Origin of the sequence: Micromonospora sp. DT44 (assembly GCF_049841635.1) — a bacterium.
GTDB lineage: Bacteria > Actinomycetota > Actinomycetes > Mycobacteriales > Micromonosporaceae > Micromonospora.
On the sequence record NZ_JBNCKS010000003.1, the window covers coordinates 131,318 to 153,300 of the forward strand.

Here is a 21,983-nt window from a genome sequence, read left to right on the forward strand (position 1 = left end):
ATCCCATCACCCCCCTACGACAGCAACCCCACCCACGCCGCCAGGCCGATCGTGAAGGTGGAGGCACGACACGCCGACGGCCCTGCCGCCACCCTCACGACCGACGAGGTGGCCCGGAGTCAGGGTAGGTGGGACTCCAGCGCCTTCAGTGCCTCGGGGACCGTGGTGACCACGGTCAGCAGGTCGAGGCCGGCCGGTTTGAGGAAGTGCTGGTCGGTGATGGTGTGCAGCCAGTCCAGCAGGGGGCGGTAGAAGCCGTCGGCGTCGATCAGCACCATCGGCTTGGCGTGCAGCGCCAGGGTGGCGGTGGTCCAGACCTCGAACAGCTCGTCCAGCGTGCCGAGGCCGCCGGGCAGGGCGAGGAACGCGTCCGACCTGTCGATCATCAGGGTCTTGCGATCGGCCATCGAGCCGGTCACCAGCAGTTCGTCCGAGGCCAGGTCGGCGACCTCCAGGTCGACGAGCGCCTGCGGGATGACACCCACCGTGCGGCCACCGGCGGCCCGGGCGCCGTCGACCACCGCGCCCATCATGCCGACGCAGCCACCGCCGCTGACCAGCGTGTGCCCGCGCCGGGCCAGCTCCGCACCGGTCTCGGTGGCGAGGTCGAGCCAGCGTTGGTCGAGGGTACGGGAGGAGGCGCAGAAGACGCAGACGGCCGCCATCAGTCCTCCCGGGGCCGGTCGGCGGCCTGCTCGGCGGCGGCCTGCTGGTCGGCGCCGGTACGCGCCACGGCCTCGTCGCGGACCGCGTCCTGCTCGGCCGAGAGCGCCGCCTCGGCCTCGACGATGTGGCGGACGGCGGCGTTGACGTCGTCGGTGAGGCAGATCAGGTCCAGGTCCACCGGACCGATCTTGCCGCTGGCCGCCATCGTGTCGCGCAGCCAGTCGAGCAGCCCCTGCCAGTAGGCCACCCCCATCAGCACGACCGGGAACCGGGTGACCTTGCCGGTCTGCACCAGGGTCAGCGCCTCGAAGAGCTCGTCCATGGTGCCGAACCCACCGGGCAGCACCACGAACGCCTGGGCGTACTTGACGAACATGGTCTTGCGGGCGAAGAAGTAGCGGAAGTCGATGGCCAGGTCGACCCAGTCGTTGATGCCCTGCTCGAACGGAAGCTCGATGCCGAGCCCGACGGAGAGCCCGCCGGCCTCGGTGGCGCCCCGGTTGGCGGCCTCCATCACGCCCGGCCCGCCGCCGGTGATCACCGCGTAGCCCGCGCGGGCCAGCGCGCCGCCCACCTCCTCGGCCAACCGGCACTCGGCGGTGTCCGGCCCGCTGCGCGCCGAGCCGAACACACTGACGGCCGGCGGCAGGTCGGCGAGGGTGTCGAAGCCCTCGACGAACTCGGAGAGGATGCGCAGCGCGCGCCAGGCGTCCTTGGTCTTCCAGTCGCCGCGTCCACGCGAATCCAGCAGCCGCTGGTCGGCGGTGCTGTTCGGGATGGCACCCCGACGCAGCGTGACAGCGCCCCGGTGCCTCTCCTGTCCGGGACCGCGGCCGGCCTCCCGCCCGTTGTTCTGGCTCATGCAGCAACCGTAGTGGAGCGGCACACCGTCGGGGTCCGGGGCGGGGAGCCGGAGAAATAGTTCGCGATCAAGGGCAACTATTTCGCTTCCCCGTACGTCTTACTATTCGCATACCGGGTATGCCCGGGCGCGCGCCTTCGGGGGAGGAGACAGCGTGATCAGCAACAGCGAGATGATCCGGATCCGTCGACAGATGCAGCGACGGATTCAAGACGTGGTGGCCGAGCGCCGCCGCATCCGCGCCCTCGATCCCGCCTCCCCGCCTGCCGCCGCTGGATCCGGAGCCGACCAAGAGGTTCGCGCCGCCGACAACGGGCCAGGCTGACGCGAACCTCTTGGCCACCGGTAGCCCCGGTGACCGGGCTCAGGCCGGCGCGAGCCAGCGGTGCAGCGTCGCCGCGCCGTCACGGATCTTGCTGATCTCGACGTGCTCGTCCGGGTGGTGGGCGAGGTTGGGGTCGCCCGGGCCGAAGTTCAGCGCCGGAATCCCCATCGCCGCGAACCGGGCCACGTCCGTCCAACCCAGCTTGCCGATCGGTGCGGCGCCGACCGCCGCCAGGAACTCCTTCGCCGGGGCGGCGCCGAGCCCGGGCGGGGCACCCGCGATCGAGTCGGTGACCCGCACCTCGAAACCGGCGAATACCTCACGCACGTGTGCCTCCGCCTCGGCCGGGGTCCGGTCGGGGGCGAACCGGTAGTTGACCTCGACCTCGCACAGGTCCGGGATGACGTTGCCGGCCACCCCACCGTTGATGCGTACCGCGTTCATGCCCTCGCGGTAGTCGCAGCCGTCGATGGTGACCCGTCGTGCCTCGTACGTCTGGAGGCGACGCAGCACCTCCCCGGCGCCGTGGATCGCGTTCACCCCGTGCCAGGAGCGCGCCGAGTGGGCGCGTACGCCGGTGGTGGTGACGATGGACCGCATGGTGCCCTGGCAGCCCGCCTCGACGATGCCGTACGTCGGCTCCAGCAGCACCGCGAAGTCCGCCTCCAGCCACTCGGGGAACGCCTGGGCGACCAGGTTCAGCCCGTTGTAGCGGGACTCGATCTCCTCGGCCTCGTAGAAGAAGTACGTCACGTCGTAGCGCGGCTCGGGCAGCGTCACCGCGAGGTGCAGCGCGTACGCGGTGCCGGACTTCATGTCGGAGGTTCCGCAGCCGTACATCAGGTCGCCGCGCATGGTCGACGGGAAGTTGTTGTTCAGCGGCACCGTGTCGAGGTGCCCGGCCAGCACGACGCGCTGCGAGCGGCCCAGGTCGGTACGGGCCATCACCGTGTTGCCGTGCCGGTGGGTCGTCAGGTGCGGTACGCCCCGCAGCACCTCTTCCACGCAGTCGGCGATCGCCTTCTCGTTGAGGGACACGGACTCTATGTCGACCAGTACGCGGGTCAGCTGCACCGGATCGGCGAGGACCTCGGGGGTCAGCGGGTTCTCCATGGTTCGCACGGTACCTTCAGGTCTGTCAGCGCGAGGAGCGAGCCGAGGCCGGCGTGGCCGCGACCGAGAGGGTTAACAGTGACGTCCGCAGATTCCGCTTGGGGCATCGGCCTGGCCACCGTCACCGCCGACGGGCAGGTGCTCGACACCTGGTACCCGACCGGCAAGCTGGGCCTGGGTGAGCTGCCGCTGATCGCCGGCGAGGACAAGTCGGACGTGCTCGACCTGCCGCCGGGCGCGCTGGGCGACCGGCCGCTGCCCGGTCTGCGTACCGTGCAGGTGGTCACCGTCATCGGCTCGCTGGACGACCCCATCAAGGACGCCTCCGACGCGTACCTCCGCTTGCACCTGCTCTCCCACCGCCTGGTGCGGCCCAACCAGCTCAACCTCGACGGCGTCTTCGGCAAGCTGGCGAACGTGGCCTGGACGTCCGCCGGGCCGTGCCCGCCGGAGCGGGTGGACGAGCTGCGGGTGATCGAGCGGGCGGCGGGCCGGCACCTGTCGGTGTACGGGGTGGACAAGTTCCCCCGGATGACCGACTACGTGGTGCCCTCGGGTGTGCGGATCGCCGACGCGGACCGCGTCCGCCTCGGCGCGCACCTGGCCGCCGGCACCACCGTGATGCACGAGGGCTTCGTCAACTTCAACGCCGGCACGGTGGGCACCTCGATGGTCGAGGGGCGGATCGTGCAGGGGGTGCTGGTCGGCGATGGCTCCGACATCGGCGGTGGCGCCTCGATCATGGGCACGCTCTCCGGCGGCGGCACCGAGAAGGTAAGCATCGGCGAGCGGAGTCTGATCGGCGCGAACGCGGGCGTGGGCATCTCCCTCGGCGACGACTGCGTGGTCGAGGCCGGCTGCTACATCACCGCCGCCTCCAAGATCACGCTGCCGGACGGCCGGGTGGTCAAGGGCCGGGAGCTGTCCGGCGTCGACGGCCTGCTGTTCTGGCGTAACTCGGTGACGGGCGCGCTGGAGGCCCGCCCGCGCACCGGCCGCGGCATCGAGTTGAACGCCGCCCTGCACGCGAACGACTGACGTACCCGCCGGGTCCGCGGCACTCGGCCGCGGACCCGACGGGAGTACGCCTCAGCGCAACCGGTACGCCTGGATGATCCGCTGCGTCACCGTGTTACCGGCGGCGTCCCGGGCGGTGGCCCGCAGCGACACGTGGCCCTTGCCGGCCGGATGCCGCAACAGTGCCGACCAACCGTCGGCCGAGGTACGGACCAGCTTCGCCTTGTCCCAGGTCTTCCCACCGTCGTACGAGACGTCGACGGTGAGCCCTTGGACCCCGGCGGCCGTAGCCCCGGGCTGCCGCTGCACCCGCACCGGTACGAGGAAGCTCCGCCCGGCCGGTGCGCTGCCGTCGGCGCGCAGCGGCGGCGCGAAGCGAACCGCCATCAGCGGCAGGCGGGCCGGCGTGTCACCGGCGACGTGCCGTGACCGGAAGGTCCAGCTCGATTCCACCTCGGTGCTCAGGTCGGTGAAGCTCCGCTTCGACGACGCGACGAGCCGGTAGTGCGCCGCGGCCGGCGGCACGGTGAAGTCCCCGTAGCCGGCGTACTCGCTCTCGCCGACCAGCTTGCCGTCGCGCCAGAGCTTGGTGTGCTCGCTGTCGCTCAACGAGCCGCCCGGGTGACCGGCCGCGTCGCTGAAGATCGGCAGGTCGACCGCGATGGTGTCGCCGGCCCGGGTCACGCTCTGGTGCGGCCAGCGCGGGTTCGGGAAGGACGGCCCGAACGGCGCCTGGTTCCAGATTTCCTGGACCGTCCGCCCGGCCCGGTACGCGGTGGGGACGGAGAGGAGCACGGCCTGCGGGTTCAGCCACCCCTCCTCGTCCAGGGTGCCGAAGTAGATGTCCGACTCCCACTGCACCCCCCTGGTGTTGTAGTACTCGACCCGCTGGCCGGGCACGCTCGTGGGCAGGACCAGAGCGGAGCCGCCGACGTTGTACTCCAACACGGGGTACACGGTTCGCTCGGCCTCCATGCCCGCGTAGCCACCGAGGAACCGGTGCACGACGGCGGCCAGGTCACTTCGGGCGTAGTCGCGGACGAACCCCGTGGGCATCCGACCGGGGATTGCTTCGGCCAGCGCGTACAGGTACGGGCTGTCGGGCGTGCCCGGCTTGATCCACTGGCTGCTGACCGTGGAGACGAACTGGTCGGCGGAGACCGTCTTGCCGAGCTGACCGCTGCTCAGACCGGTGAAGGTGTCAGCCCAGAGCCCGATCCCGTACCCACTGCCATCGGCAGCCGTGAAGTTGCCGCTGACGTCGATCAGTTCCGGGGCGGCGTTACGGTCCGGAATGGTGGTCCGGACCGGTTTGGCCCGGCGGGCATCCACGACGATCCGGGTGTCCCGCTCGATCGTCAACACGGGCTGCATCAACAACGACATCCCGCGCTGCTCGTCCTCCGGCCCCGGCTCGAAGACCAGGCCGCTGAGGCCGTAGTGCCCCTTGGGCACCCGCACGGTGGCCACCCCATCGGTACTGAAGAGGTCCCAGGTGGCGAAGGTGTCCATCCCGACCAGCGCGCTCCAGTGGTCGGCGGTACGAGCGCCCGCGCGGTTCAGGTGTTCCACGGTCAGCGTGTAGCTCTCCACCTCCCGGTTCACGGCCAGCGGCGTCACGGCGACGGCCGACCCCGCCCGGGCCACGATCCGGCCGGTCCAGTAGCCGTCGGCGTCGCCGACCCGGGTGTCCGTGGTGACGGTCGTGGCGGCCGTGCCACCCGCCGGTACGGTGAGCTGGCTGGCGCCCAACTGGAAGAGACCGGCCGGCAGCGCTCGACCGCCCGGGCCGGCGCCCTCGACGCTCAGGTCCACGGTGACCGGGGCCGGACCATCGTTACGCCAGGTCACCGTACGGGTGATCGGGGTGTCGTCGTTGTGCGGCCAGAGCGTACGCCCGAAGGAGACGCTCACCGGGTCGGTGGTGATCTGCTGGGTGATCGCGTGGGCGACGTCGACGCGCCCGGCGCCCTGCTGGTAGGCGGTCTGCTCCGGGTGCGGCTTGGCGGCGGCCATCAGGGTGGCCTTGAGCCGGTCGGCCCGCCATCCCGGGTGCTGCTGGGCCAGCAACGCGGCCGACCCGGCGACGTGCGGGGTGGCCATCGAGGTGCCGGAGAGCGTGACGTACCGGTCCCCCACCGGATCACCGATGACGCCGTTGGCGGACTTCGCGGCGACGATGTCGACGCCGGGTGCGGTGATGTCGGGCTTCAGCGCGTCGTCACCGATCCGGGGACCCCGGCTGGAGAACTCAGCCAACTCGTCGTCGCGATCCACCGCGCCCACGGCGAGCCCGGCGTCGGCGCTGGCCGGGGAGCCGACCGAGCCGTCCGAGCGGTCGTTCCCCGCGGCGAGGACGAACAGCGTGCCGGTCTGCGCGGTCAGGGTCTGCACCGCCTCTTCGAGCGGGTCGACCTCCGGCGTGTCCCAGCCGCCGAGGCTCATGTTGATGACGGCCGCCTTCTTCTCCACGGCGGCCCACTGCATGCCGGCGAGGATCGCCGAGTCGGGGCAGCCCTGGTCCTCACAGACCTTGCCGTCCAGCAACGTCGCGTCCGGCGCCACACCCCGGTAGCGACCGTCGGAGGCCGCGCCGGAACCGGCGATGGTCGAGGCCACGTGGGTGCCGTGGCCGACGGTGTCCCGGGCGTCGGCGACCTCGGTGAAGTTGCGCGCTTCGGCCACCTTGCCGGCCAGGTCCGGGTGGGTCGCGTCGACACCGGTGTCCAGCACGGCCACGGACACGCCCTTGCCGGTGAACCCGGCCGACCAGGCGGCGGGCGCCCCGATCTGCGGCACGCTGTGGTCGAGAGCCACCCGTCGACGGCCGTCCAACCAGATTCGCTCGACGCCCCCCGCCGCGCCGAGCCGAGCCGCGCTGGAGCCAGTGCTGACCGCCGCCCAGACCGCGCCGAGGGAGGACTTGTCGCTGCTGAGGGCGGCGCCCTCGATCACCGGTAGGTCGCGGACCACCCGGGTGCCGGGCAGCGCGGCCGGCGCTCGCCGGGCGGCGTCCGTCGAGCCGTACGACACCAGCAGCGGCAGCGTCTTGCGGTGGGCGTCGTCGTAACCCGCCTCGATCAGCCCGGTGACGTCGAAGAGTCGCCGGTCCACCCGGCCCGAGCGCAGCAACGGCAGCGCGTCCGTCGGCAGCACCGAGAGGCGTCCTCTCTCGCGCTGGACCAGGAACTGCACGGCCGCACGGCCGGGGCCGGGCTGGGCCGAGGCGCCGGAAGCGGTGACGGTGACTCGGTCACCGGTGATCAGCGTGACGGTGGTCGAGCGCTCGGGGCTGGTTCCGAGCGCAGTGGACTGTCGGTCGGCGCCGCCAGGTGGGGCGGGCGCGGCGGTCGCGGCTGAGGCGGGAGCCGGCGCGGCGAGCGCCAGCACTGACACGAGGCCGAGAGCGGCCAATCTTCTTCCCTGGTGCAACGTTTCCTCCTGGTCGTGCGTCCTGATTGATAGGAGTCGCATTGACAACCCAGAATTGCATACCGGGTATGCAAAAAGAAGACGAAAATACGACGAACCTGCCACGGGACACCGCCCCCCGCCGGCATCATCGACCGGGTGACCTCCATGAAGGACCGGATGCTGGCGGGTGAGCCCTACCTCGCCGACGACCCCGAACTCGTCGCCGACCTGGACCGGGCCGCCCGCCTGATGGAGCGCTTCAACACCAGCTCAGCGGCCGACCCGGCGGCCCGGCTCGCGGCGCTGCGCGACCTGCTCGGCGACCTGGGCGACGACAGCTGGGTCCGGCCGCCGTTCTACTGCGACTACGGCTGGAACATCCGGATCGGGCCGCGCAGCTTCGTCAACTACCACGCGGTCTTCCTCGACGTCGCCCCGATCACCCTCGGCGCGGACGTCCAGGTCGGACCGAACGTACAACTGCTCACCCCGACCCACCCGGTGCAGCCCGGCCCCCGCCGCGACAAGTGGGAGGCCGCGAAGCCGATCACCATCGGCGACAACGCCTGGCTCGGCGGCGGCGCGATCGTCCTGGCCGGGGTCGCGGTCGGCGCAAACACCGTGGTCGGTGCGGGCGCCGTGGTCACCCGGGACCTGCCCGCCAACGTCGTCGCCGTCGGCAACCCGGCCCGACCGGTCCGCGAGCTCGACTAGTCCGGCAGGCGGACCACCAGGTCGGCGTGCACGGCCGTCGGGGTGATGAGAGCCGCGTTGGCCTCGTCGCTGCCCAGCGCCCACGCCCGGGCTGCCTCCGGCGAACGCCCGTACGCCTCGTGCCGGGCGGTCAACCGACGCTGGCGCAGCTCGGCGTCCAGGTCGAGGAACCACACCTCGTGCAGCAACGTCCGGGCCTCCTCCCAGGGAGAGTCCGGCACCAGCAGGTAGTTGCCCTCGGTCACCACGAGACGAACCGACGGCGGGACCTCGATGGACCCGGCCACCGGCTCCTCCACCTCCCGGCGGAACTCCGGCGCGTACACCGAGGTCGGCTCCAGCCGACGCAACCGGCGCAGCAGCGAGACGTACCCGTTGGCGTCGAAGGTGTCGATCGCGCCCTTGCGGTCGGCGCGGCCCAGCCGTTCCAACTGCGTCTGCGCCAGGTGGAAGCCGTCCATGGGCACCAGCCGCGCGCTCGCCCCGACCTCGGCGACGATCCGCTCCGCCAGGGTGGACTTTCCCGCACCGGGCGCCCCGGTGATGCCGAGCAGTTGCCGCGGGCCGGCGTCGGCCAGTGACCGCGCCCGCGCCACCAACTCGTCGATGGCCAGCACCCGGGCCGGCGGCATCAGTCGAGCACCGGTTCGCTGATCGTGAACCGCGCCTGCACCGCCGCCTGCACGGTCTGCGGTTGCGGGTCCAACTCCAGCTCGGGAACACCACCGCCGCCTCCGCCCCCGGCGTACGCCGCGCGGGCGAACATCGGCCGGTCGGCCGGACCGGAGTCGGCCAGCTCGATGAGGGCGATGACCCGGGCACCCAGCGCCTCGGCGTACTCCCGGGCACGCAGCAGCGCGTCGCCGATCGCGGCGTGCCGCGCCTCGCGGTACGCCGGGCTGTCCGGGCGCAGCTCCCACCAGGGGCCGGACACCTGGACCTGATCCTGGTCGGCGAGCCGGAGCATCAACTCGCCGAGCGCCGTGAAGTCGGTGACCGTCACGTTGGTGGTGACGCTGCCGATCCAGCCCACCACACGCTCACCCGAGCGCTTGGTCTGCGGCCGGACCCACAGGTCGCCGGTCTCCCGCCGGGCCACCGCCGGCTCGGAGCCGTCCAACAGCACCCGGACGGCGGCTGCCCCCTCGGCCAACTGGGTGAGCGTCGCCTCCCGGTCCCGGCCGCGGGCCGTCACGGTCACCGCGAACCGCGCCAGCTCGGGCGGCACCTCCCGGGTCGCCTCGCCGCGCACCTGCACCACCGGGCCGTCCGTCGCCATACCTGTCAGCCTAGTCAGCCAGCGGCAGCAGTGCCGGGTAGGAGACGACGTCCGGACCGACCCGGCAGCCGGTCAGATGGCCGCCGGCAACACCCAGTTCGCGCAGCCAGGCCACCTCGACGGTGTGGTCGCCGTCGGCCGGGAACTCCCGGTCCGCCGCGGCGAACCGCCGATTCCGCAGCGCCGACCGCGCCGCGCCGGCCTGCGCGTACCGGGCGGTCAACCCCGTCGCGTCGGCGGACCGCAGCGCGTCCGCCAGCTCATCCAGGAGTACGCGCACCCCGGCCAACTCGTCCAGCACCCGCGCACGGTTGCCGAGCAGCATGTTGGCCGTCCGCTCGGCCGGCGTCCCGGCGACCCGGGTGCCATCGGAGAAGCTGCCCGCCGCCAGGGCCAACACCGCGTCGCGCAGCGGCGACCGCTGCGTCGCACCGGCCAACGCGCCGGCCAGCAGGTGTGGAACGTGCGAGGCGAGCGCGGCCACCGAGTCGTGCGCGGCCGGGGACATCGGCACCACCCGGGCGCCGAACAGCTCCACCAGGAGCCCGGTGAGCCAGCGGAAGGCGGGCGTCGCCGCGCCCGGCGCCGGGCAGAGCACCCAGGCCGCGCCGGCGAGCAGCGTCGGAGAGGCCGCCGCCAGGCCGGCGGACTCCGCGCCCGCCATCGGATGTCCGGGTACGAAACGATCGGCGAGCCCGAGCCGGTCGGCCGCGTCGGCCACCTCGACCTTGGTGCTGCCCACGTCGGTGAGCACACAGCCCGGCGCGGTCAGCTCGGCCACCTGCGCCAACGTCCCGGCAAGGGTGGGCAGCGGGCCGCAGAGGAAGACCAGATCCCGACCGGCGACGGCCTCTTCGACGGTGTCCGGTGCCGACACACCGCACGACCGCATGCGCTCCCGGGTGGCCGGATCGGGATCCCAGCCCGTCACGTCGAGACCCGCGTCGCGCAGCCGCAACAGCACCGAACCGCCGATCAGGCCGGTGCCGACGACCGCCACCCGCGTCCGGGCGTACGCCCCGTCAGCCTCGGGATTCCGATCGTCCACCTCCGGGCCTGACCCGGCGACCTCGTGGCGTTGGTCGCCCGCCTCGCGGCGTTGGTCGCCCGCTGGCGTGGCGGCACCGGCGTCCGGCGTCGGGACGGTCGTGCCGTCGGTCATCGCCGGACGCCCGGTCAGGCCCGCAGCCGGCCGGCGACCGCCGCGACGTGCTCGTCGGACTCGGTGAGCGCCACCCGCACGTACCGCTGGGCGGCGGGGCCGTAGAAGGCGCCGGCCGCGACCAGGATGCCGCGCCGGGCCAGCCAGTCGACGGTCTGCCAGCAGTCCTCGTCGCGGGTGAGCCAGAGGTAGAGGCCCGCCTCCGAGTGCTCGATCGTGAAGCCGGCCTCGGTGAACGCGGCGCTCAGCACCTCGCGTCGGGCGCGGTAGCGTTCCCGCTGCTCGACGGCGTGCCCCTCGTCCTGCAGGGCGGCCACCATGGCGGCCTGCACCGGCGCGGGCACGATCATCCCGGCGTGCTTACGGATCTTCAGCAGCTCGGCGACGAGGGCCGGATCGCCGGCCACGAATCCGGCTCGGTAACCGGCGAGGTTGGACCGCTTCGAGAGCGAGTGCACGGCCAGCACACCGGTGTGATCGCCACCGCAGACCTGCGGGGACAGCACCGAGACCGGCTCGGCCGACCAGCCCAGCGGCAGGTAACACTCGTCGCTGGCGACCACCGCGCCGCGTTCCCGCGCCCAGTCGACGACCTTGCGCAGGTGCGCCGCGGGCAGCACCCGGCCGGTCGGGTTACCGGGCGAGTTGATCCAGACCAACCGGACCCGCGAGGTCGGCCCGACCGAGGTGAGCGAGTCGGCGCGGACCACGGTGGCGCCGGCCAGCCGGGCACCGTCCTCGTACGTCGGGTAGGCGATCGACGGCACGACGACCACGTCGCCCGGGCCGATGCCGAGCAGGGTGGGCAGCCAGGCGACCAGCTCCTTGGAGCCGATCGTCGGCAACACACCGAGACCGTCGACGCCCGCGCCACAGGCCCGGGCCACCCACGCGGCGATGGCGGCGCGGAGCGCCGGGGTGCCGGCGGTCAGCGGGTAACCCGGCGCGTCGGACGCGTCAGCCAGCGCCTGACGGATCACCGACGGGACCGGATCGACCGGCGTACCCATGGAGAGGTTGATCAGGCCATCCGGATGCGCCGCGGCCAGGGTGGCCGCGGCCTCCAGGGTGTCCCAGGTGAACTCGGGTAGCCGTGCCGAGACCGGCGCGGGCCGGTTCAGTGGCCCTCGCCGCGCGGCGGCTGCGCGGCGACGAAGGTCGCGTCCTTCTCCACCTTGCCAATCTTCGAGGCGCCTCCGGGCGAGCCCAGGTCCTCGAAGAACTCGTAGTTCGCGCCGGTGTAGTCCTTCCACTGCTCCGGGACGTCGTCCTCGTAGAAGATCGCCTCCACCGGGCAGACGGGCTCACAGGCACCACAGTCGACGCACTCGTCGGGGTGGATGTAGAGCATCCGGTTGCCCTCGTAAATGCAGTCGACCGGGCATTCCTCGATGCATGCCTTGTCGAGCACATCCACGCACGGCTCGGCGATGATGTAGGTCACCGGTCTTCTCCTCCGCAAGACGCGCCGCGATCTCCCGCGACGGTAAGAGCCTAGTATCTCGCCGGGGAGGGGGTCGATCGTGCTCCGACAGCAGGATGTGGGACATCGGATCGTAGTCCGCCGGATTGTGGGGATTCGCGAAGGCCGCCCGCTGTTCAGCGACGCCCTCGGCGAGCTGGTCGAGCTGAGCGAGGCTCATCTCACCCTCGCCACGGCGCACGGGCCGCTGCGCGTCCCGGTGGCGCAGGTGCACCGGGCGAAGCGGGTGCCGCCGACCCGACGGCCGACGGCCGCGGCGGTGGTGGCGCTGGAACGGGCCGCCGACGAGGCGTGGCCCGCCCCCACCCGAGGCCGACTCGGCGACTGGCTGCTGCGCTCGGCCGAGGGCTGGACCGGCCGGGCCAACTCGGCGCTGCCCATCGGCGATCCCGACCGGCCGTTGCCGGCGGCCGTGGACGCGGTGGAGCGCTGGTACGCCGAACGGGGTCAGCCCGCGATGATCAACACGCCGCTGCCGCTCGCCGCGCCGGTCGGCGCCGAGCTGGACGAGCGCGGCTGGACCACCCGCCCACCGACCCTCGTCCAGACCGCGCCCCTGCCCGTCGACGCCCTCGCGCTCGGCGGGCCGGGCGTTGCGGTCGTCGAGGTGGTGACCGCGCCGAGCGAGGACTGGCTCGCCATCGCGGCCGGCCGCAAGGGCGGTCTACCGGACGCCGCCCGGCACGTGCTCACCGCCGTGGACCAGGTCCGCTTCGCCCACGGGTACGTCGACGGCGCGCTGGCGGCCATCGGCCGGGCAACGGTGACCGGCCAGGGCCGATGGCTGGGCCTCAGCCTGATCGAGGTGGTGCCGGCCGCCCGCCGGCAGGGGCTGGCCCGCCGTGTGATCGGCGCGCTGGCGGCCTGGGGCGTGTCGGCCGGCGCGACACACGCGTTCCTGCAGGTGGAGCAGCGCAACACGGCAGCCATCGCGCTCTACCGAACGCTGGGCTTCAGCACCCACCACACCTACCTGACGCGCGTCGCCCCGAGCTGACACCCCCGCTCGTCGATCTTGCACTTTCTGCGGCGACATATGGGGCGTCCAAGCTCATGCCGGCAACCGAAAGTGCAAGATCGACGCGAGGTTCTGGTTGGCGTGAGGCGCTGGCGTCAGCGGCGGACTACGCGGCGGGGCTTGGCGGCCTTGACCTCGGCGTACCGCTTGAGCTGCTGCGAGCGGTAGTCGAGACCGAGGGCGGTCGCCACCAGGTAGCCGCCCAGCGCGCCCAGGCCGGTGGCGAGCAGGTAGAGCCAGATCTGCGCGAAGAACGTCCCCGCGCCATCGGCGAACGGGCTGTAGCCGACGAGCAGCGGCCCGACCAACACGGTCAGGGCCATGGCGATCAACACCACGACGGCCACGTCGGCCGCCCAGGCGGCCAGCGGCCGGACGCGACCCCAGCGGAAGGCGACCACGGCCAGGGTCAACCCGATCACCACGAACATCACCAGTGTGACCCGATCGGCCGCAGCGTCGTCGTTGTCGAAACCGAATCGGGTGATCAGCCGGGCAACCATGTTGACCGCGAAGAGCCCTCCCGCGAGCACCCCGATGGTCCGCCACCGTCTGTCCATCGCACGACCTCCTGCCGTACGCCCCGTTCGCGGGGCCGCTTCCCTGGCAGGAATATCTACCACTCGTAGCTGTGTGACGTCACCAACCGCCGAGCTTGGACGGCGGGGCGAGGACCTGCCGGAAGCCCATCACGGCGAACGTCATCGCGCCGGCCACGATCATCGCCAGGCCGACCCAGTTGTCGCCGGCCAGCAGCAGGTCGCCCTCGGTGGTGCGGATGGCCGCCACCGCCATCAGGGCGAACCACGGCACCGCCGGCAGCGCCACCGCCCAGCGACGGCCGACCACCTCGTGCGCGAACCAGCTCAGCACGATGTTCGCGCCGACTGCGAGCAGCGCCGAGAAGCCGATGAGCTGCCCACCGACCCGGACGGTGGCGAGCAGCAGCTCCAACACCCCCGTCACCACACCGGCCACCACCACGACGATCGCGCCGGCCACCCGGAGGCCCAGGTCCAGCAGACGCGGCGGCGGCCCCGCCGGCGGCGGGCCGTCCTCATCGTTCACGACCGACATCGGCGCGGCGGGCAACGTCACCGGAGACCGGCCGCCGCGACCGGGGAGCGGTCCGCGTCGGCCACGTCCGGCAGCCCGGCGAAGAGGTCGTCCTCCCAGCCGTACGGGCCGAAACCGGGACCCTTCGCGCCGACGGCGAGGGTGAAGAACTCCACACCCATGAACTCGCCGCCGAAGTTGCCCGCGATCGAGTAGAGCCACGAGGTGGCCGGGATCTGGGTGCCGTGCGCCCGCATCGCCGCCTCCTTGGCCGCGTGCTGGTCGGTGCCGTCGATCCGGGCGGCGATCTGCTCGTCCGGAGTGCCGAAGGGCAGCTCGGCCAGGTCCTGGATGCCGGCGAACGGATTGTCCGAAGATTCGGCGAAGTGCGACATGCCGGCCTCGAGCACGCTGAGCGGCATGGCCGTCCAGTAGACCTTGGCCGGGGCGCAGCCCTCGAGGGCGGCCAGCTCGACGGCGCGCATCGCCACCCGGTGCGCCTGGATGTGGTCGGGGTGGCCGTAGAAGCCGTTCGGGTCGTAGGTGACCAGCACCTGCGGGCGTACCTCTCGCATGATCTCCACCAGGTGCCCGGCGGCCTCGTCGAGGTCGGCCTGCCAGAAGGCCCGGGGGTGCTCGTTCGTCGCGAGGCCCATCATCCCCGAGTCGCGGTAACGACCGGCGCCGCCCAGGAAGCGGTGATCGGCGACGCCGAGCGCCGCGCAGGCGGCCGCCAGCTCCGCGATCCGGTACCCGCCGAGCTGGTCGGCCTCGGCGGCGGCGAGCTGCGCGAGCGCCGGCACGTGGATCTCGCCCTCCTCGCCGAGCGTGCAGGTCACCAACGTGACGTGCGCGCCGGCGGCGGCGTAGTGGGCCATGGTCGAGCCGGTGCCGATCGACTCGTCGTCAGGGTGCGCGTGGACCAGCAGCAGGCGGCGGTCGGGCAGCGTCGTCACGACGGTCACTCTAACCGGCGGCACGGGCCGGGAGTCGTTGGACGCGTCCGCCCAGGTCGGCCACATCACGCCCGGCGCGGCTCTACGATTTGGCCTGTGGACTTTCCGGAGCTGGCCGCCCGTACCCGCCGGTTCAGCCACGGCGCGCCCCGGGCTGTCTCCGTGGCCGCGGACGGCTCCCGGGTGATCTTCCTGCGCTCGGCCGGTCCGGAGGATCCGGCAGATGCGCTCTGGCTGCTGGACGTGGCGACCGGCGAGGAACAGCTCGTGGCCGATCCGGTGGCACTGCTGGGCGACGACGGCGACGTCCGGGCGCTCACCCCCGGCGAGCGGGCGCTGCGGGAACGGCTCCGGCTCAGCGCCGCCGGCATCGGCTCGTACGCGTTGGACGCCGCCGGCCGGGTGGCCGTGTTCGCGCTGGCCGGCCGCCTGTTCCGGGCGGATCTGGTGCACGGCGACGTGGTGGAGGTGGCCACCGTCGGCCCGGTGCTGGACCCTCGACCCGATCCGACCGGCGAGCGCCTGGCCTACGTGACCGACGCGGCCGGGGGCGTACGCCGCGGTGAGCTGCGGGTGATCGACGCCGACGGCGCCGACACGCTGCTGGCCGGCGAGGACGCGGGCGTGAGCTGGGGGTTGGCCGAGCACATCGCGGCCGAGGAGTTCGGCCGGTACCGGGGCTACTGGTGGGCCCCGGACGGGCGCATGGTGCTCGCCGCCCGGGTGGACGAGTCCCGGCTGGAGCGCTGGCACCTGCACGACCCGGCCGAGCCGGGCAGTCCGCCGACCGCCGTCGCGTATCCCCGGGCCGGTGGCCCGAACGCCGAGGTGAGCCTGCACCTGCTGGACCTCGACGACGGCTGGGTCGACGTGCACTGGGACCGGGAGACCTACCCGTACCTGACCGGGGTGAGCTGGGGTGAGGGCAGCCCGCTGATCACCGTGCTGCGCCGCTCGCAGCAGCACGGGCTGGTCCTCGCGGTGGACCCGCGTACCGGTGAGACGCAGGTCCACGCCGAACTGGCCGACCCGCGCTGGGTGGAGCCGATCGCCGGCACCCCGGCGCACCTGCCCGACGGCCGGGTGCTGGTCGGGGGCGAGTTGGCCCACGACGGGTACGACGCGCGGTGCCTGTTCGCCGACGGCACGCTGCTCACCCCACCCTCGCTGTACGTGCGGCGGGTCGTCGGTCGACTGCCGGCCGTCAGCGGTCCCGCCGACCTGCTGGTGGAGGCGAGCGACGGCGAGCCCAGCGAGAAGCACCTGTTCCGGGTCCGTACGACGATCGGCGGCGGGGTGGACGCCCGGCGTGTCACCACCGACTCGGGCTGGCACACGGCGGCCGTCGGCGGGGACGTACTGGTGGTCGGCAGTGCGTCGCTGGACCACGCCGGGGTGCGCTGGACCGTGTCGCGCGGCGGCCAGGAGCTGGCCGAGCTGCGATCGCTGGCCGCCGAGCCGCCGTACTCGCCACTGCCGCTGCTGGAACGGGTGACCGACCGGCGGCTGCCGGCGGCGGTGCTCTACCCCGACAACCACGTGACCGGCCGGCGGCTGCCGGTGCTGCTGGACATTTACGGCGGCCCGGGGCACCAGGAGGTGGTGGCGGCGCGGGCCGCGTGGTTGGAGCGGCAGTGGTGGGCCGACGCCGGGTTCGCGGTGGTCACGATCGACAACCGGGGTACGCCGGGAGTGGCCCCCTCGTTCGAGAAGGCGATCCACCGACGGCTGGCCGACGTGATCCTGACCGACCAGATCGACGCGTTGACCGCGCTCGCCGGCAAGCACCCGGACCTGGACCTCGGTCGGGTGGCCGTCCGCGGCTGGTCGTTCGGCGGGTGGCTGGCCGGGTTGGCCGTGCTGCGTCACCCGGAGCTGTTCAAGTGCGGCATCGCCGGTGCCCCGGTGACCGACTGGGCGTTGTACGACACCGCGTACACCGAGCGGTATCTCGGCCTGCCGGAGGACGGCATGGACGTGTACGCGCACCACTCGCTCGTCGAGTTGGCCGCCGAGCCGGTCACCGGCCCGGACCAGGCCCGCCCGCTGCTGCTGGTGCACGGCCTGGCCGACGACAACGTGGTGGCCGCGCACACGCTCCGGCTGTCGGCAGCGCTGCTGTCCACCGGCCGGCCGCACGCCGTGCTGCCGCTGACCGGCGCCACCCACATGGCCGCGAACGGCACCGCCGAGCGGCTACTCCCGCTGGAACTCGACTTCCTGCGTACGCATCTGCTCTGAAACGGAGGCGACCCCCGTTCCGACAACGCTGCCGGAACGGGGGTCCTTTTCCGGGGTGCGGACAGGTCAGCCCTTGGGGCTGGGACCAAAACGGTTCGCCCCGGGCGTGCCGTCCTGAACGAAGAACACGATCAGGACGATGGCGCCGATGATCGGCACCAGGCTGATCAGCAGCCACCACCCCGTCTTGTCGGTGTCGTGCAGGCGTCGCACCGCGACAGCCAGCGTCGGGAGAAGCAGCGCCAGGGAGGCGATGAGGCCGATGAAACCGCTCGACGAACCGTCGACGAAGGTCAGTCCCAGCGCGTTGTCCAGGACGGAGGTGACGATGCTGACAAGGACTGTGAACAGGACGAACCACCAGTATTCAGAGCGGCGGGCCCGACCCGCGAAGCCGACGTACTGGCTGAGCACCGATTTGACGGCGGCACCGAAGGACATTGCTATCTCCCGTTGTGTGAGGGGTTTCGAGATCAACGCGAGGGCAGCCAAACAGACCGATATGACACGGTCAACGGCTGAGCAGCCGAACAGCAGTAGCTACAGCGCCTGATCTTCGGCGGTTCCGTCGGCTACAGGCTCCCCGACTCCGGCCAGTGGGACCAGTGTGTGTTCGGCTGCGCTTTCGGTGCGTAGAGCGTGCGATCGCCGGTCGCCAGGGCATCGGCGATCTGACGGAACGTCTCGGACCGGCTTGGACGTGAGCCGGTGAGGTTGCCGGCCCGTGGCGAGTAGCCGATTGTCTCGACGACGAGCGCCCGTCGCCCCGCGTCCCGATATCCGTGCAGTCGGGCGTCGACGGCGTAGGAGTAGCCGTTGTCGAGGTCCGGAAACCGGAACTCTTCGGCTGCGGCGTCGAGTTGTTCGAGGATGTCGGCTGGGCGCACGGCCGGGGTCATCGTGTCCCGCGTTCCCAGACCGACTGCGGCGGCTCGGCAAGAGCTTTGGTGAACAGGGCGAGGTAGCTGTCGTGGGCCAGGCGCAGTTCGCCGAGTTCGTCTTCGGTGAACCAGCCGATGGCATCGTGTTCGTCGGGCGCGGCGTTGACCGGGGACCCCTGCCACGCGTCGACCAGCCAGATCTGCATGTCGAACGTGTCGGTGTGCACCTCGTGCACCGGCGGCGCCGAGGGTGCCGTGATATCGATGCCCACCTCCTCCCGAAGCTCCCGGGCCAGGGCCTCGCCAGGTAGTTCCCCGGGCTCCACATGCCCGCCGGGCATGTCCCAGACGTCGGGGTACCACCGCCGCTGCGGAGATCGGTGACACAGCAGCACCCGGTTCCCATCGCGCAGCAGGCCGGTGACGATGCGTGCCTTGGCAGAGATTTCCGCAGAGTTCGACACGGCCGCATCGTGTCACCCGTCCCGGCTCAGCGGTGGGGCGCGCCTCGCACCCAAGATCGTCACAACATCAGGGTTGTTGCTGCTTCAGAGGCCCGGCAGGCAGCAACATCAGGGTTGTTGCTGGCTACGGGCGTCGGGATGTCCACGCGGGTGGCCCATTCGGCGAGTTCCTCCGCGGACATGGGCCACGTCGTGTGGGGCGCATCCGCCTGGCGCTGATCGAGCCTTTCGCGCTTCTCGGCCGGGGTGAGTTCGAAGTAGCGCAGCTCCACCTTCGCGCCGAGGTCGGCCGCCGCCTGCCGCAGCGCGGAACGCTCGTCCCGACTCCAGAGGCCGAAGTCGATCACCACGTTGTTGCCGAGTTCGAGGGCGCGCAGCCCGATCTCGACGAGCCGCCCCTCGATCACGTCCGAGGCCGCCGGCGGATTCTCGGCCCCGTAGAGGGCCTTCACCCACTCGTCCTTGGTCAGCCGAAGCGCCTTCTGCTCGACCTCGATCCGCCGGGCGGCAGTGGTCTTTCCCGTACACGGGAGCCCCACCGTCAGGAACAGTGTCGGTCGCGTCATCACGGCTCCCATCCGGTCAGCGTGCCCGGGTCTCCCAGACCGGCTCCTGCGGCTCGTCATTGTGCACGACGAAGTCGACGTGATTCCTCGGGCGCACGGTGTCGAAGTAGAGCTGTTGGGCGGGGACGTAACGCTCCCGCCAGCGCCTCTCGACATCCGCCCGGGATGACACCCGCCGCTCTCGGATCACGGCCCGGTCCACCGTCGTCTCGATCGCCGTGGAGACGAGGATGCGCAGCTCCCACCGATCGATCAGTTCCGGGCGCATGAGGAACACGCCGTCGAACACCAGCACGGCGTCGGCGGGGGCCGTCATGCTCGGCGGCGACAGCACGGTATCCGTGGCGCGGTCGTACACCGCGGGTTGGAAGCCTCGATCGCGGCCCGGTCCGAGGGGATCGAGCAGAACCCGGTTCAGCGCCGCAAAGTCGTGGGTGTCGAAGTAGCAGCCTTCGGCCGAGTACTCGCCGCGCGGATAGCGTCGCGACCGGGGAAAGAGGAAGTCGTCGATCGTCGCACGGATGACGTAGCGGCCCTGACTCCGCAGGACGACGGCGAGTTCGTCGGCGAGGGTGGTCTTGCCGGTGGCTGGTGGTCCGTCGACGGCAACCCGTACCGGGTGTGCGACATCAACGGACCCGACCGCCTCGGCGAGACGGCCGAGCAACTCCGCACGGCGCGACCCTGGCCGTACCTCACTCACCGCAACTCGCAATCTTGGATCTGCCGCCACAGCTCCACGTCAATCGTCCTCGATGCGCCCGGTGGCGGGATCGACCATCGCCAGGAAGTCGCGGATGTTCTCCCTGTGCTCGTCGAGCGACAGGCCGAGAGTCGGACCGACACCGAATCCGTAGCCGGGCCTCGGCCCGCTGAGCCACGTGTAGTCGGTGCCGTCGCACTCGTTCGGGCGGAGGGCGAACGTCTCACCGTCGACGTCAACCGTGACCGACGTCGCGTCGTCCGTAGGTACGGGGCGCAGACCGGGTACGGCGTTCCGATCGACATCGCCGTCATCGGGGTAGATGGGCTTCACCTGGCCATCATCGCGCGGTAAGGACCATCCGCTGGCGGCCCGGCCGCAACTGCCCCCTGCTCCTGCTTCGCCAACCAACCCGCGACCACGCCGACCACGACGCTGGCGGTCGCCGTCATGCCGGTGCCAGAACGTCCCGTCGACCGGTAAATCATGATCGGCGAAAGGACCGTCGCACGTATCAGCCATCGGGAAGCGTTGACAGTTGCGCCTAAACTGTCGCACGTGAATCGACAAACCTCGAACAAGATCGGCGTATCAAAAGGAAGTGGGATTCGTCCGCAGGTCCACGATCTGTTCATCAGCTACTCGCACAGCGATCGTTCGCTGGTTGAGAGTTTTGCATCCGCACTGCGGGCGCGACGCATCCGAGTCTGGTTTGACGGTTGGGAGATGAAGCCCGGCGACGTCCTGCGCGAACGCATTTCCGCAGGCATCGATAACACGTCGTTCTTCCTCGTCATCCTGTCGCCGGAGGCCCTGGCGTCGAACTGGGTGAAATACGAGCTGAACTCCGGAATGATTCATGAGATTGAACGTGGGCACGTCCGGGTAATTCCAGCGATGGCGCGGGATGTGACCCTGGCGGACTTGCCTGCGGACCTCAGATCGAAGTTCTGTCTGGATCTGCGTACGGCGGCCGCCCGGCGGCTCGCGGTTGATGCAGTTGTCGATCTGGTTCAACCAGAAAGGAGGCTGCGTAAGGAGTTGATGGAATCGCTGCGCTCCCCCACGGACGACACGCTGGCGACCATAGCGCTCCTGCGGGAGTACGCGAATCGCTACGGAGACCAAGGGATCCAGGCATCCGCGCTTCGTGGGCTGGCGAAGATCAAGACGCCGGCGGCAACCCTGGTCATCGCCGAACGAGTGTTCGACATCTGGGGGGTGCAGGCCATCAAGGTGGCACTGAGGATGCTGGCCCGCAACCGCGACTCTGGCGGACTGCTCGCGCTGACCGCCCTCATCTTCCACGACCTACGCTTTTTCTACGACAAGATAGATCTGATCTGCAATCTCATCGCGGACGATGAACCCGATGTGACGCGTCTCTTACGGCAGCATTCGGATCATGGCCGGGGAAGATTCGTTCGACTGGCCGGCATTTTCGACAAAGCCACCGATCTCGACCTGCGTCATGGTAGTCGCCTCGCCGCGTCCATCGGCCATTGGGAGCTATATGATCGCCCTCCCCTCGCAACGCCGCACGAACTGGCCATGGCCGAATCCTATGCGAACCATCGGATGCCAGGACTGGTCAACCTCATGCGAAGCATGATGTGACCCGCCGACGGCGGAGCACGAGTGGGGAATGCCATTCCTACGCCGCGCACCCGGGCCGCCTGACGTCACTGCAGGAACAGGTCCGCAGGTTGCGACCGAACGGTGACCCGTTCAGCGGAATCGGAGCGGCCTCCTCCCGACGGCATTGTCGGTAGGGGAACCCTCCTACTCGACCTACGGCTTACGCGACCCCTCGCTCGTCGAGTCGGCCGCCGAGCCGGTCACCGGCCCGGACCAGGCCCGCCCGCTGCTGCACGGCCTGGCCGACGACTACGTGGTGGCCGCGCACACACTCCGGCTGTCGGCGGCGCTGGTCTCCAGCGGCCGCCCGCACGCCGCGCTGCCGCTGACCGGTGTCATCCACATGGCCGCGAACGGTACCGCCGAGCGGCCCACACTCCCAAGATCGCACCCGATCCAGGAACGAGTGGTATCCCCGGCGCCAC

At 71.2% G+C, this 21,983-nt stretch carries 24 protein-coding genes and 1 pseudogene; 7 read left to right on the forward strand and 18 right to left on the reverse strand.

The features are described 5' to 3' along the window. Positions 1–119 precede the first annotated feature (119 nt). Together ACLQ25_RS03130 and ACLQ25_RS03135 are read right to left on the reverse strand one after the other, a co-directional pair. Positions 120–665 (reverse strand): TIGR00730 family Rossman fold protein, encoded by a 546-nt coding sequence (locus tag ACLQ25_RS03130; RefSeq protein ID WP_425728845.1) that lies wholly within the window; start codon positions 663–665, stop codon positions 120–122. Beyond that, a complete protein-coding gene (locus tag ACLQ25_RS03135; RefSeq protein WP_396804748.1) occupies positions 665–1,528 on the reverse strand; it encodes a TIGR00730 family Rossman fold protein in 864 nt (287 codons plus the stop codon). Before ACLQ25_RS03135 ends, ACLQ25_RS03130 begins: the two co-directional genes overlap by 1 nt. 154 nt (positions 1,529–1,682) lie before the next feature. On the opposite strand from ACLQ25_RS03135, the gene ACLQ25_RS03140 reads away from it, so the two are divergent. After that, positions 1,683–1,853, forward strand: coding sequence for a hypothetical protein (locus tag ACLQ25_RS03140; RefSeq protein WP_425728847.1), 171 nt, complete (start codon positions 1,683–1,685; stop codon positions 1,851–1,853). Positions 1,854–1,892: 39 nt separating this feature from the next. Here the strand turns inward: ACLQ25_RS03140 and dapE are convergent, their stop codons facing one another. Then, positions 1,893–2,966 carry a succinyl-diaminopimelate desuccinylase gene (gene dapE / locus ACLQ25_RS03145; protein WP_425728849.1) on the reverse strand — a complete coding sequence of 358 codons (1,074 nt, stop codon included), beginning with the start codon at positions 2,964–2,966 and terminating at the stop codon, positions 1,893–1,895. Positions 2,967–3,044: 78 nt separating this feature from the next. Between dapE and dapD the strand changes: the two genes are divergently transcribed. After that, positions 3,045–4,004: a 2,3,4,5-tetrahydropyridine-2,6-dicarboxylate N-succinyltransferase gene (gene dapD, locus ACLQ25_RS03150; protein WP_355050590.1), complete on the forward strand. Its 960-nt coding sequence runs from the start codon at positions 3,045–3,047 to the stop codon at positions 4,002–4,004. A 51-nt stretch (positions 4,005–4,055) separates the two neighbouring features. On the opposite strand, the gene ACLQ25_RS03155 is transcribed toward dapD, so the two are convergent. Beyond that, positions 4,056–7,457 (reverse strand): S8 family serine peptidase, encoded by a 3,402-nt coding sequence (locus ACLQ25_RS03155; RefSeq protein ID WP_425728851.1) that lies wholly within the window; start codon positions 7,455–7,457, stop codon positions 4,056–4,058. Between the two features lie 96 nt (positions 7,458–7,553). On the opposite strand from ACLQ25_RS03155, the gene ACLQ25_RS03160 reads away from it, so the two are divergent. Beyond that, entirely contained in the window at positions 7,554–8,111 is a 558-nt protein-coding gene (locus ACLQ25_RS03160; protein ID WP_425728853.1) for a sugar O-acetyltransferase, read from the forward strand. Here ACLQ25_RS03160 and ACLQ25_RS03165 read toward each other — a convergent pair. Genes ACLQ25_RS03165 through fdxA form a run of 5 tightly spaced genes read right to left on the reverse strand, consistent with a single transcriptional unit; the run spans position 8,108 to position 11,996 of the window. Then, on the reverse strand, positions 8,108–8,743 hold the full coding sequence (locus ACLQ25_RS03165) for a nucleoside/nucleotide kinase family protein (RefSeq protein ID WP_425728855.1): 636 nt from the start codon (positions 8,741–8,743) through the stop codon (positions 8,108–8,110). The two genes, ACLQ25_RS03160 and ACLQ25_RS03165, sit on opposite strands and share 4 nt — an antisense overlap. Beyond that, complete coding sequence (locus ACLQ25_RS03170; RefSeq protein WP_425728857.1) at positions 8,743–9,390, reverse strand: SIMPL domain-containing protein; 648 nt, start codon at positions 9,388–9,390, stop codon at positions 8,743–8,745. The genes ACLQ25_RS03165 and ACLQ25_RS03170 overlap by 1 nt, the downstream gene beginning before the upstream one ends. Before the next feature lie 10 nt (positions 9,391–9,400). Next, positions 9,401–10,552, reverse strand: coding sequence for a prephenate dehydrogenase (locus ACLQ25_RS03175; protein ID WP_425728859.1), 1,152 nt, complete (start codon positions 10,550–10,552; stop codon positions 9,401–9,403). 14 nt (positions 10,553–10,566) lie between these two features. Further along, the gene (gene dapC / locus ACLQ25_RS03180) at positions 10,567–11,673 is read right to left on the reverse strand and encodes a succinyldiaminopimelate transaminase (protein ID WP_425728962.1); all 1,107 of its coding nucleotides are present in this window, start codon (positions 11,671–11,673) and stop codon (positions 10,567–10,569) included. Next, positions 11,670–11,996: a ferredoxin gene (gene fdxA, locus ACLQ25_RS03185; protein WP_007464872.1), complete on the reverse strand. Its 327-nt coding sequence runs from the start codon at positions 11,994–11,996 to the stop codon at positions 11,670–11,672. The genes dapC and fdxA overlap by 4 nt, the downstream gene beginning before the upstream one ends. 79 nt (positions 11,997–12,075) lie before the next feature. On the opposite strand from fdxA, the gene ACLQ25_RS03190 reads away from it, so the two are divergent. Further along, the gene (locus ACLQ25_RS03190; RefSeq protein ID WP_425728861.1) at positions 12,076–13,032 is read left to right on the forward strand and encodes a GNAT family N-acetyltransferase; all 957 of its coding nucleotides are present in this window, start codon (positions 12,076–12,078) and stop codon (positions 13,030–13,032) included. A gap of 116 nt (positions 13,033–13,148) precedes the next feature. Here ACLQ25_RS03190 and ACLQ25_RS03195 read toward each other — a convergent pair whose 3' ends face one another. From ACLQ25_RS03195 to mshB, 3 genes are all read right to left on the reverse strand, one after another. Further along, entirely contained in the window at positions 13,149–13,613 is a 465-nt protein-coding gene (locus ACLQ25_RS03195) for a hypothetical protein (protein WP_425728863.1), read from the reverse strand. A gap of 79 nt (positions 13,614–13,692) precedes the next feature. Continuing rightward, positions 13,693–14,130, reverse strand: coding sequence for a hypothetical protein (locus ACLQ25_RS03200; RefSeq protein ID WP_425728865.1), 438 nt, complete (start codon positions 14,128–14,130; stop codon positions 13,693–13,695). A 17-nt stretch (positions 14,131–14,147) separates the two neighbouring features. Next, positions 14,148–15,074, reverse strand: coding sequence for an N-acetyl-1-D-myo-inositol-2-amino-2-deoxy-alpha-D-glucopyranoside deacetylase (gene mshB / locus ACLQ25_RS03205; RefSeq protein WP_357126054.1), 927 nt, complete (start codon positions 15,072–15,074; stop codon positions 14,148–14,150). Between the two features lie 87 nt (positions 15,075–15,161). On the opposite strand from mshB, the gene ACLQ25_RS03210 reads away from it, so the two are divergent. Then, the gene (locus tag ACLQ25_RS03210) at positions 15,162–17,306 is read left to right on the forward strand and encodes a prolyl oligopeptidase family serine peptidase (RefSeq protein WP_425728867.1); all 2,145 of its coding nucleotides are present in this window, start codon (positions 15,162–15,164) and stop codon (positions 17,304–17,306) included. A 66-nt stretch (positions 17,307–17,372) separates the two neighbouring features. On the opposite strand, the gene ACLQ25_RS03215 is transcribed toward ACLQ25_RS03210, so the two are convergent. From ACLQ25_RS03215 to ACLQ25_RS03240, 6 genes are all read right to left on the reverse strand, one after another. Further along, a complete protein-coding gene (locus ACLQ25_RS03215) occupies positions 17,373–17,747 on the reverse strand; it encodes a DUF805 domain-containing protein (protein WP_425728869.1) in 375 nt (124 codons plus the stop codon). Positions 17,748–17,878: 131 nt separating this feature from the next. Continuing rightward, entirely contained in the window at positions 17,879–18,205 is a 327-nt protein-coding gene (locus tag ACLQ25_RS03220; RefSeq protein ID WP_425728871.1) for a DUF7003 family protein, read from the reverse strand. Further along, positions 18,202–18,651: an NUDIX domain-containing protein gene (locus ACLQ25_RS03225; protein ID WP_425728873.1), complete on the reverse strand. Its 450-nt coding sequence runs from the start codon at positions 18,649–18,651 to the stop codon at positions 18,202–18,204. The genes ACLQ25_RS03220 and ACLQ25_RS03225 overlap by 4 nt, the downstream gene beginning before the upstream one ends. Before the next feature lie 59 nt (positions 18,652–18,710). Next, entirely contained in the window at positions 18,711–19,229 is a 519-nt protein-coding gene (locus ACLQ25_RS03230; RefSeq protein ID WP_425728875.1) for an ATP-binding protein, read from the reverse strand. A 4-nt stretch (positions 19,230–19,233) separates the two neighbouring features. After that, the gene (locus tag ACLQ25_RS03235; protein ID WP_425728877.1) at positions 19,234–19,920 is read right to left on the reverse strand and encodes a uridylate kinase; all 687 of its coding nucleotides are present in this window, start codon (positions 19,918–19,920) and stop codon (positions 19,234–19,236) included. Positions 19,921–19,959: 39 nt separating this feature from the next. Then, positions 19,960–20,253 (reverse strand): hypothetical protein, encoded by a 294-nt coding sequence (locus tag ACLQ25_RS03240; RefSeq protein WP_425728879.1) that lies wholly within the window; start codon positions 20,251–20,253, stop codon positions 19,960–19,962. Positions 20,254–20,478: 225 nt separating this feature from the next. Between ACLQ25_RS03240 and ACLQ25_RS03245 the strand changes: the two genes are divergently transcribed. Together ACLQ25_RS03245 and ACLQ25_RS03250 are read left to right on the forward strand one after the other, a co-directional pair. Further along, positions 20,479–21,537 (forward strand): toll/interleukin-1 receptor domain-containing protein, encoded by a 1,059-nt coding sequence (locus ACLQ25_RS03245; RefSeq protein WP_425728881.1) that lies wholly within the window; start codon positions 20,479–20,481, stop codon positions 21,535–21,537. A gap of 193 nt (positions 21,538–21,730) precedes the next feature. Continuing rightward, positions 21,731–21,928, forward strand: a pseudogene (locus ACLQ25_RS03250) (hypothetical protein); the annotation flags it as partial. Positions 21,929–21,983 lie beyond the last annotated feature (55 nt).

Excerpts from the sequence above, each read along its gene's own strand:
- ACLQ25_RS03170 (WP_425728857.1), bottom strand. The coding sequence starts at position 9,390 with ATGGCGACGGACGGCCCGGTGGTGCAGGTGCGCGGCGAGGCGACCCGG.
- ACLQ25_RS03200 (WP_425728865.1), bottom strand. The coding sequence starts at position 14,130 with ATGTCGGTCGTGAACGATGAGGACGGCCCGCCGCCGGCGGGGCCGCCG.
- dapE (WP_425728849.1), bottom strand. The coding sequence starts at position 2,966 with ATGGAGAACCCGCTGACCCCCGAGGTCCTCGCCGATCCGGTGCAGCTG.
- ACLQ25_RS03175 (WP_425728859.1), bottom strand. The coding sequence starts at position 10,552 with ATGACCGACGGCACGACCGTCCCGACGCCGGACGCCGGTGCCGCCACG.
- ACLQ25_RS03130 (WP_425728845.1), bottom strand. The coding sequence starts at position 665 with ATGGCGGCCGTCTGCGTCTTCTGCGCCTCCTCCCGTACCCTCGACCAA.
- ACLQ25_RS03195 (WP_425728863.1), bottom strand. The coding sequence starts at position 13,613 with ATGGACAGACGGTGGCGGACCATCGGGGTGCTCGCGGGAGGGCTCTTC.
- ACLQ25_RS03215 (WP_425728869.1), bottom strand. The coding sequence starts at position 17,747 with ATGTCCTTCGGTGCCGCCGTCAAATCGGTGCTCAGCCAGTACGTCGGC.
- ACLQ25_RS03230 (WP_425728875.1), bottom strand. The coding sequence starts at position 19,229 with ATGGGAGCCGTGATGACGCGACCGACACTGTTCCTGACGGTGGGGCTC.
- ACLQ25_RS03135 (WP_396804748.1), bottom strand. The coding sequence starts at position 1,528 with ATGAGCCAGAACAACGGGCGGGAGGCCGGCCGCGGTCCCGGACAGGAG.
- ACLQ25_RS03155 (WP_425728851.1), bottom strand. The coding sequence starts at position 7,457 with ATGCGACTCCTATCAATCAGGACGCACGACCAGGAGGAAACGTTGCAC.
- ACLQ25_RS03220 (WP_425728871.1), bottom strand. The coding sequence starts at position 18,205 with ATGACCCCGGCCGTGCGCCCAGCCGACATCCTCGAACAACTCGACGCC.
- ACLQ25_RS03165 (WP_425728855.1), bottom strand. The coding sequence starts at position 8,743 with ATGCCGCCGGCCCGGGTGCTGGCCATCGACGAGTTGGTGGCGCGGGCG.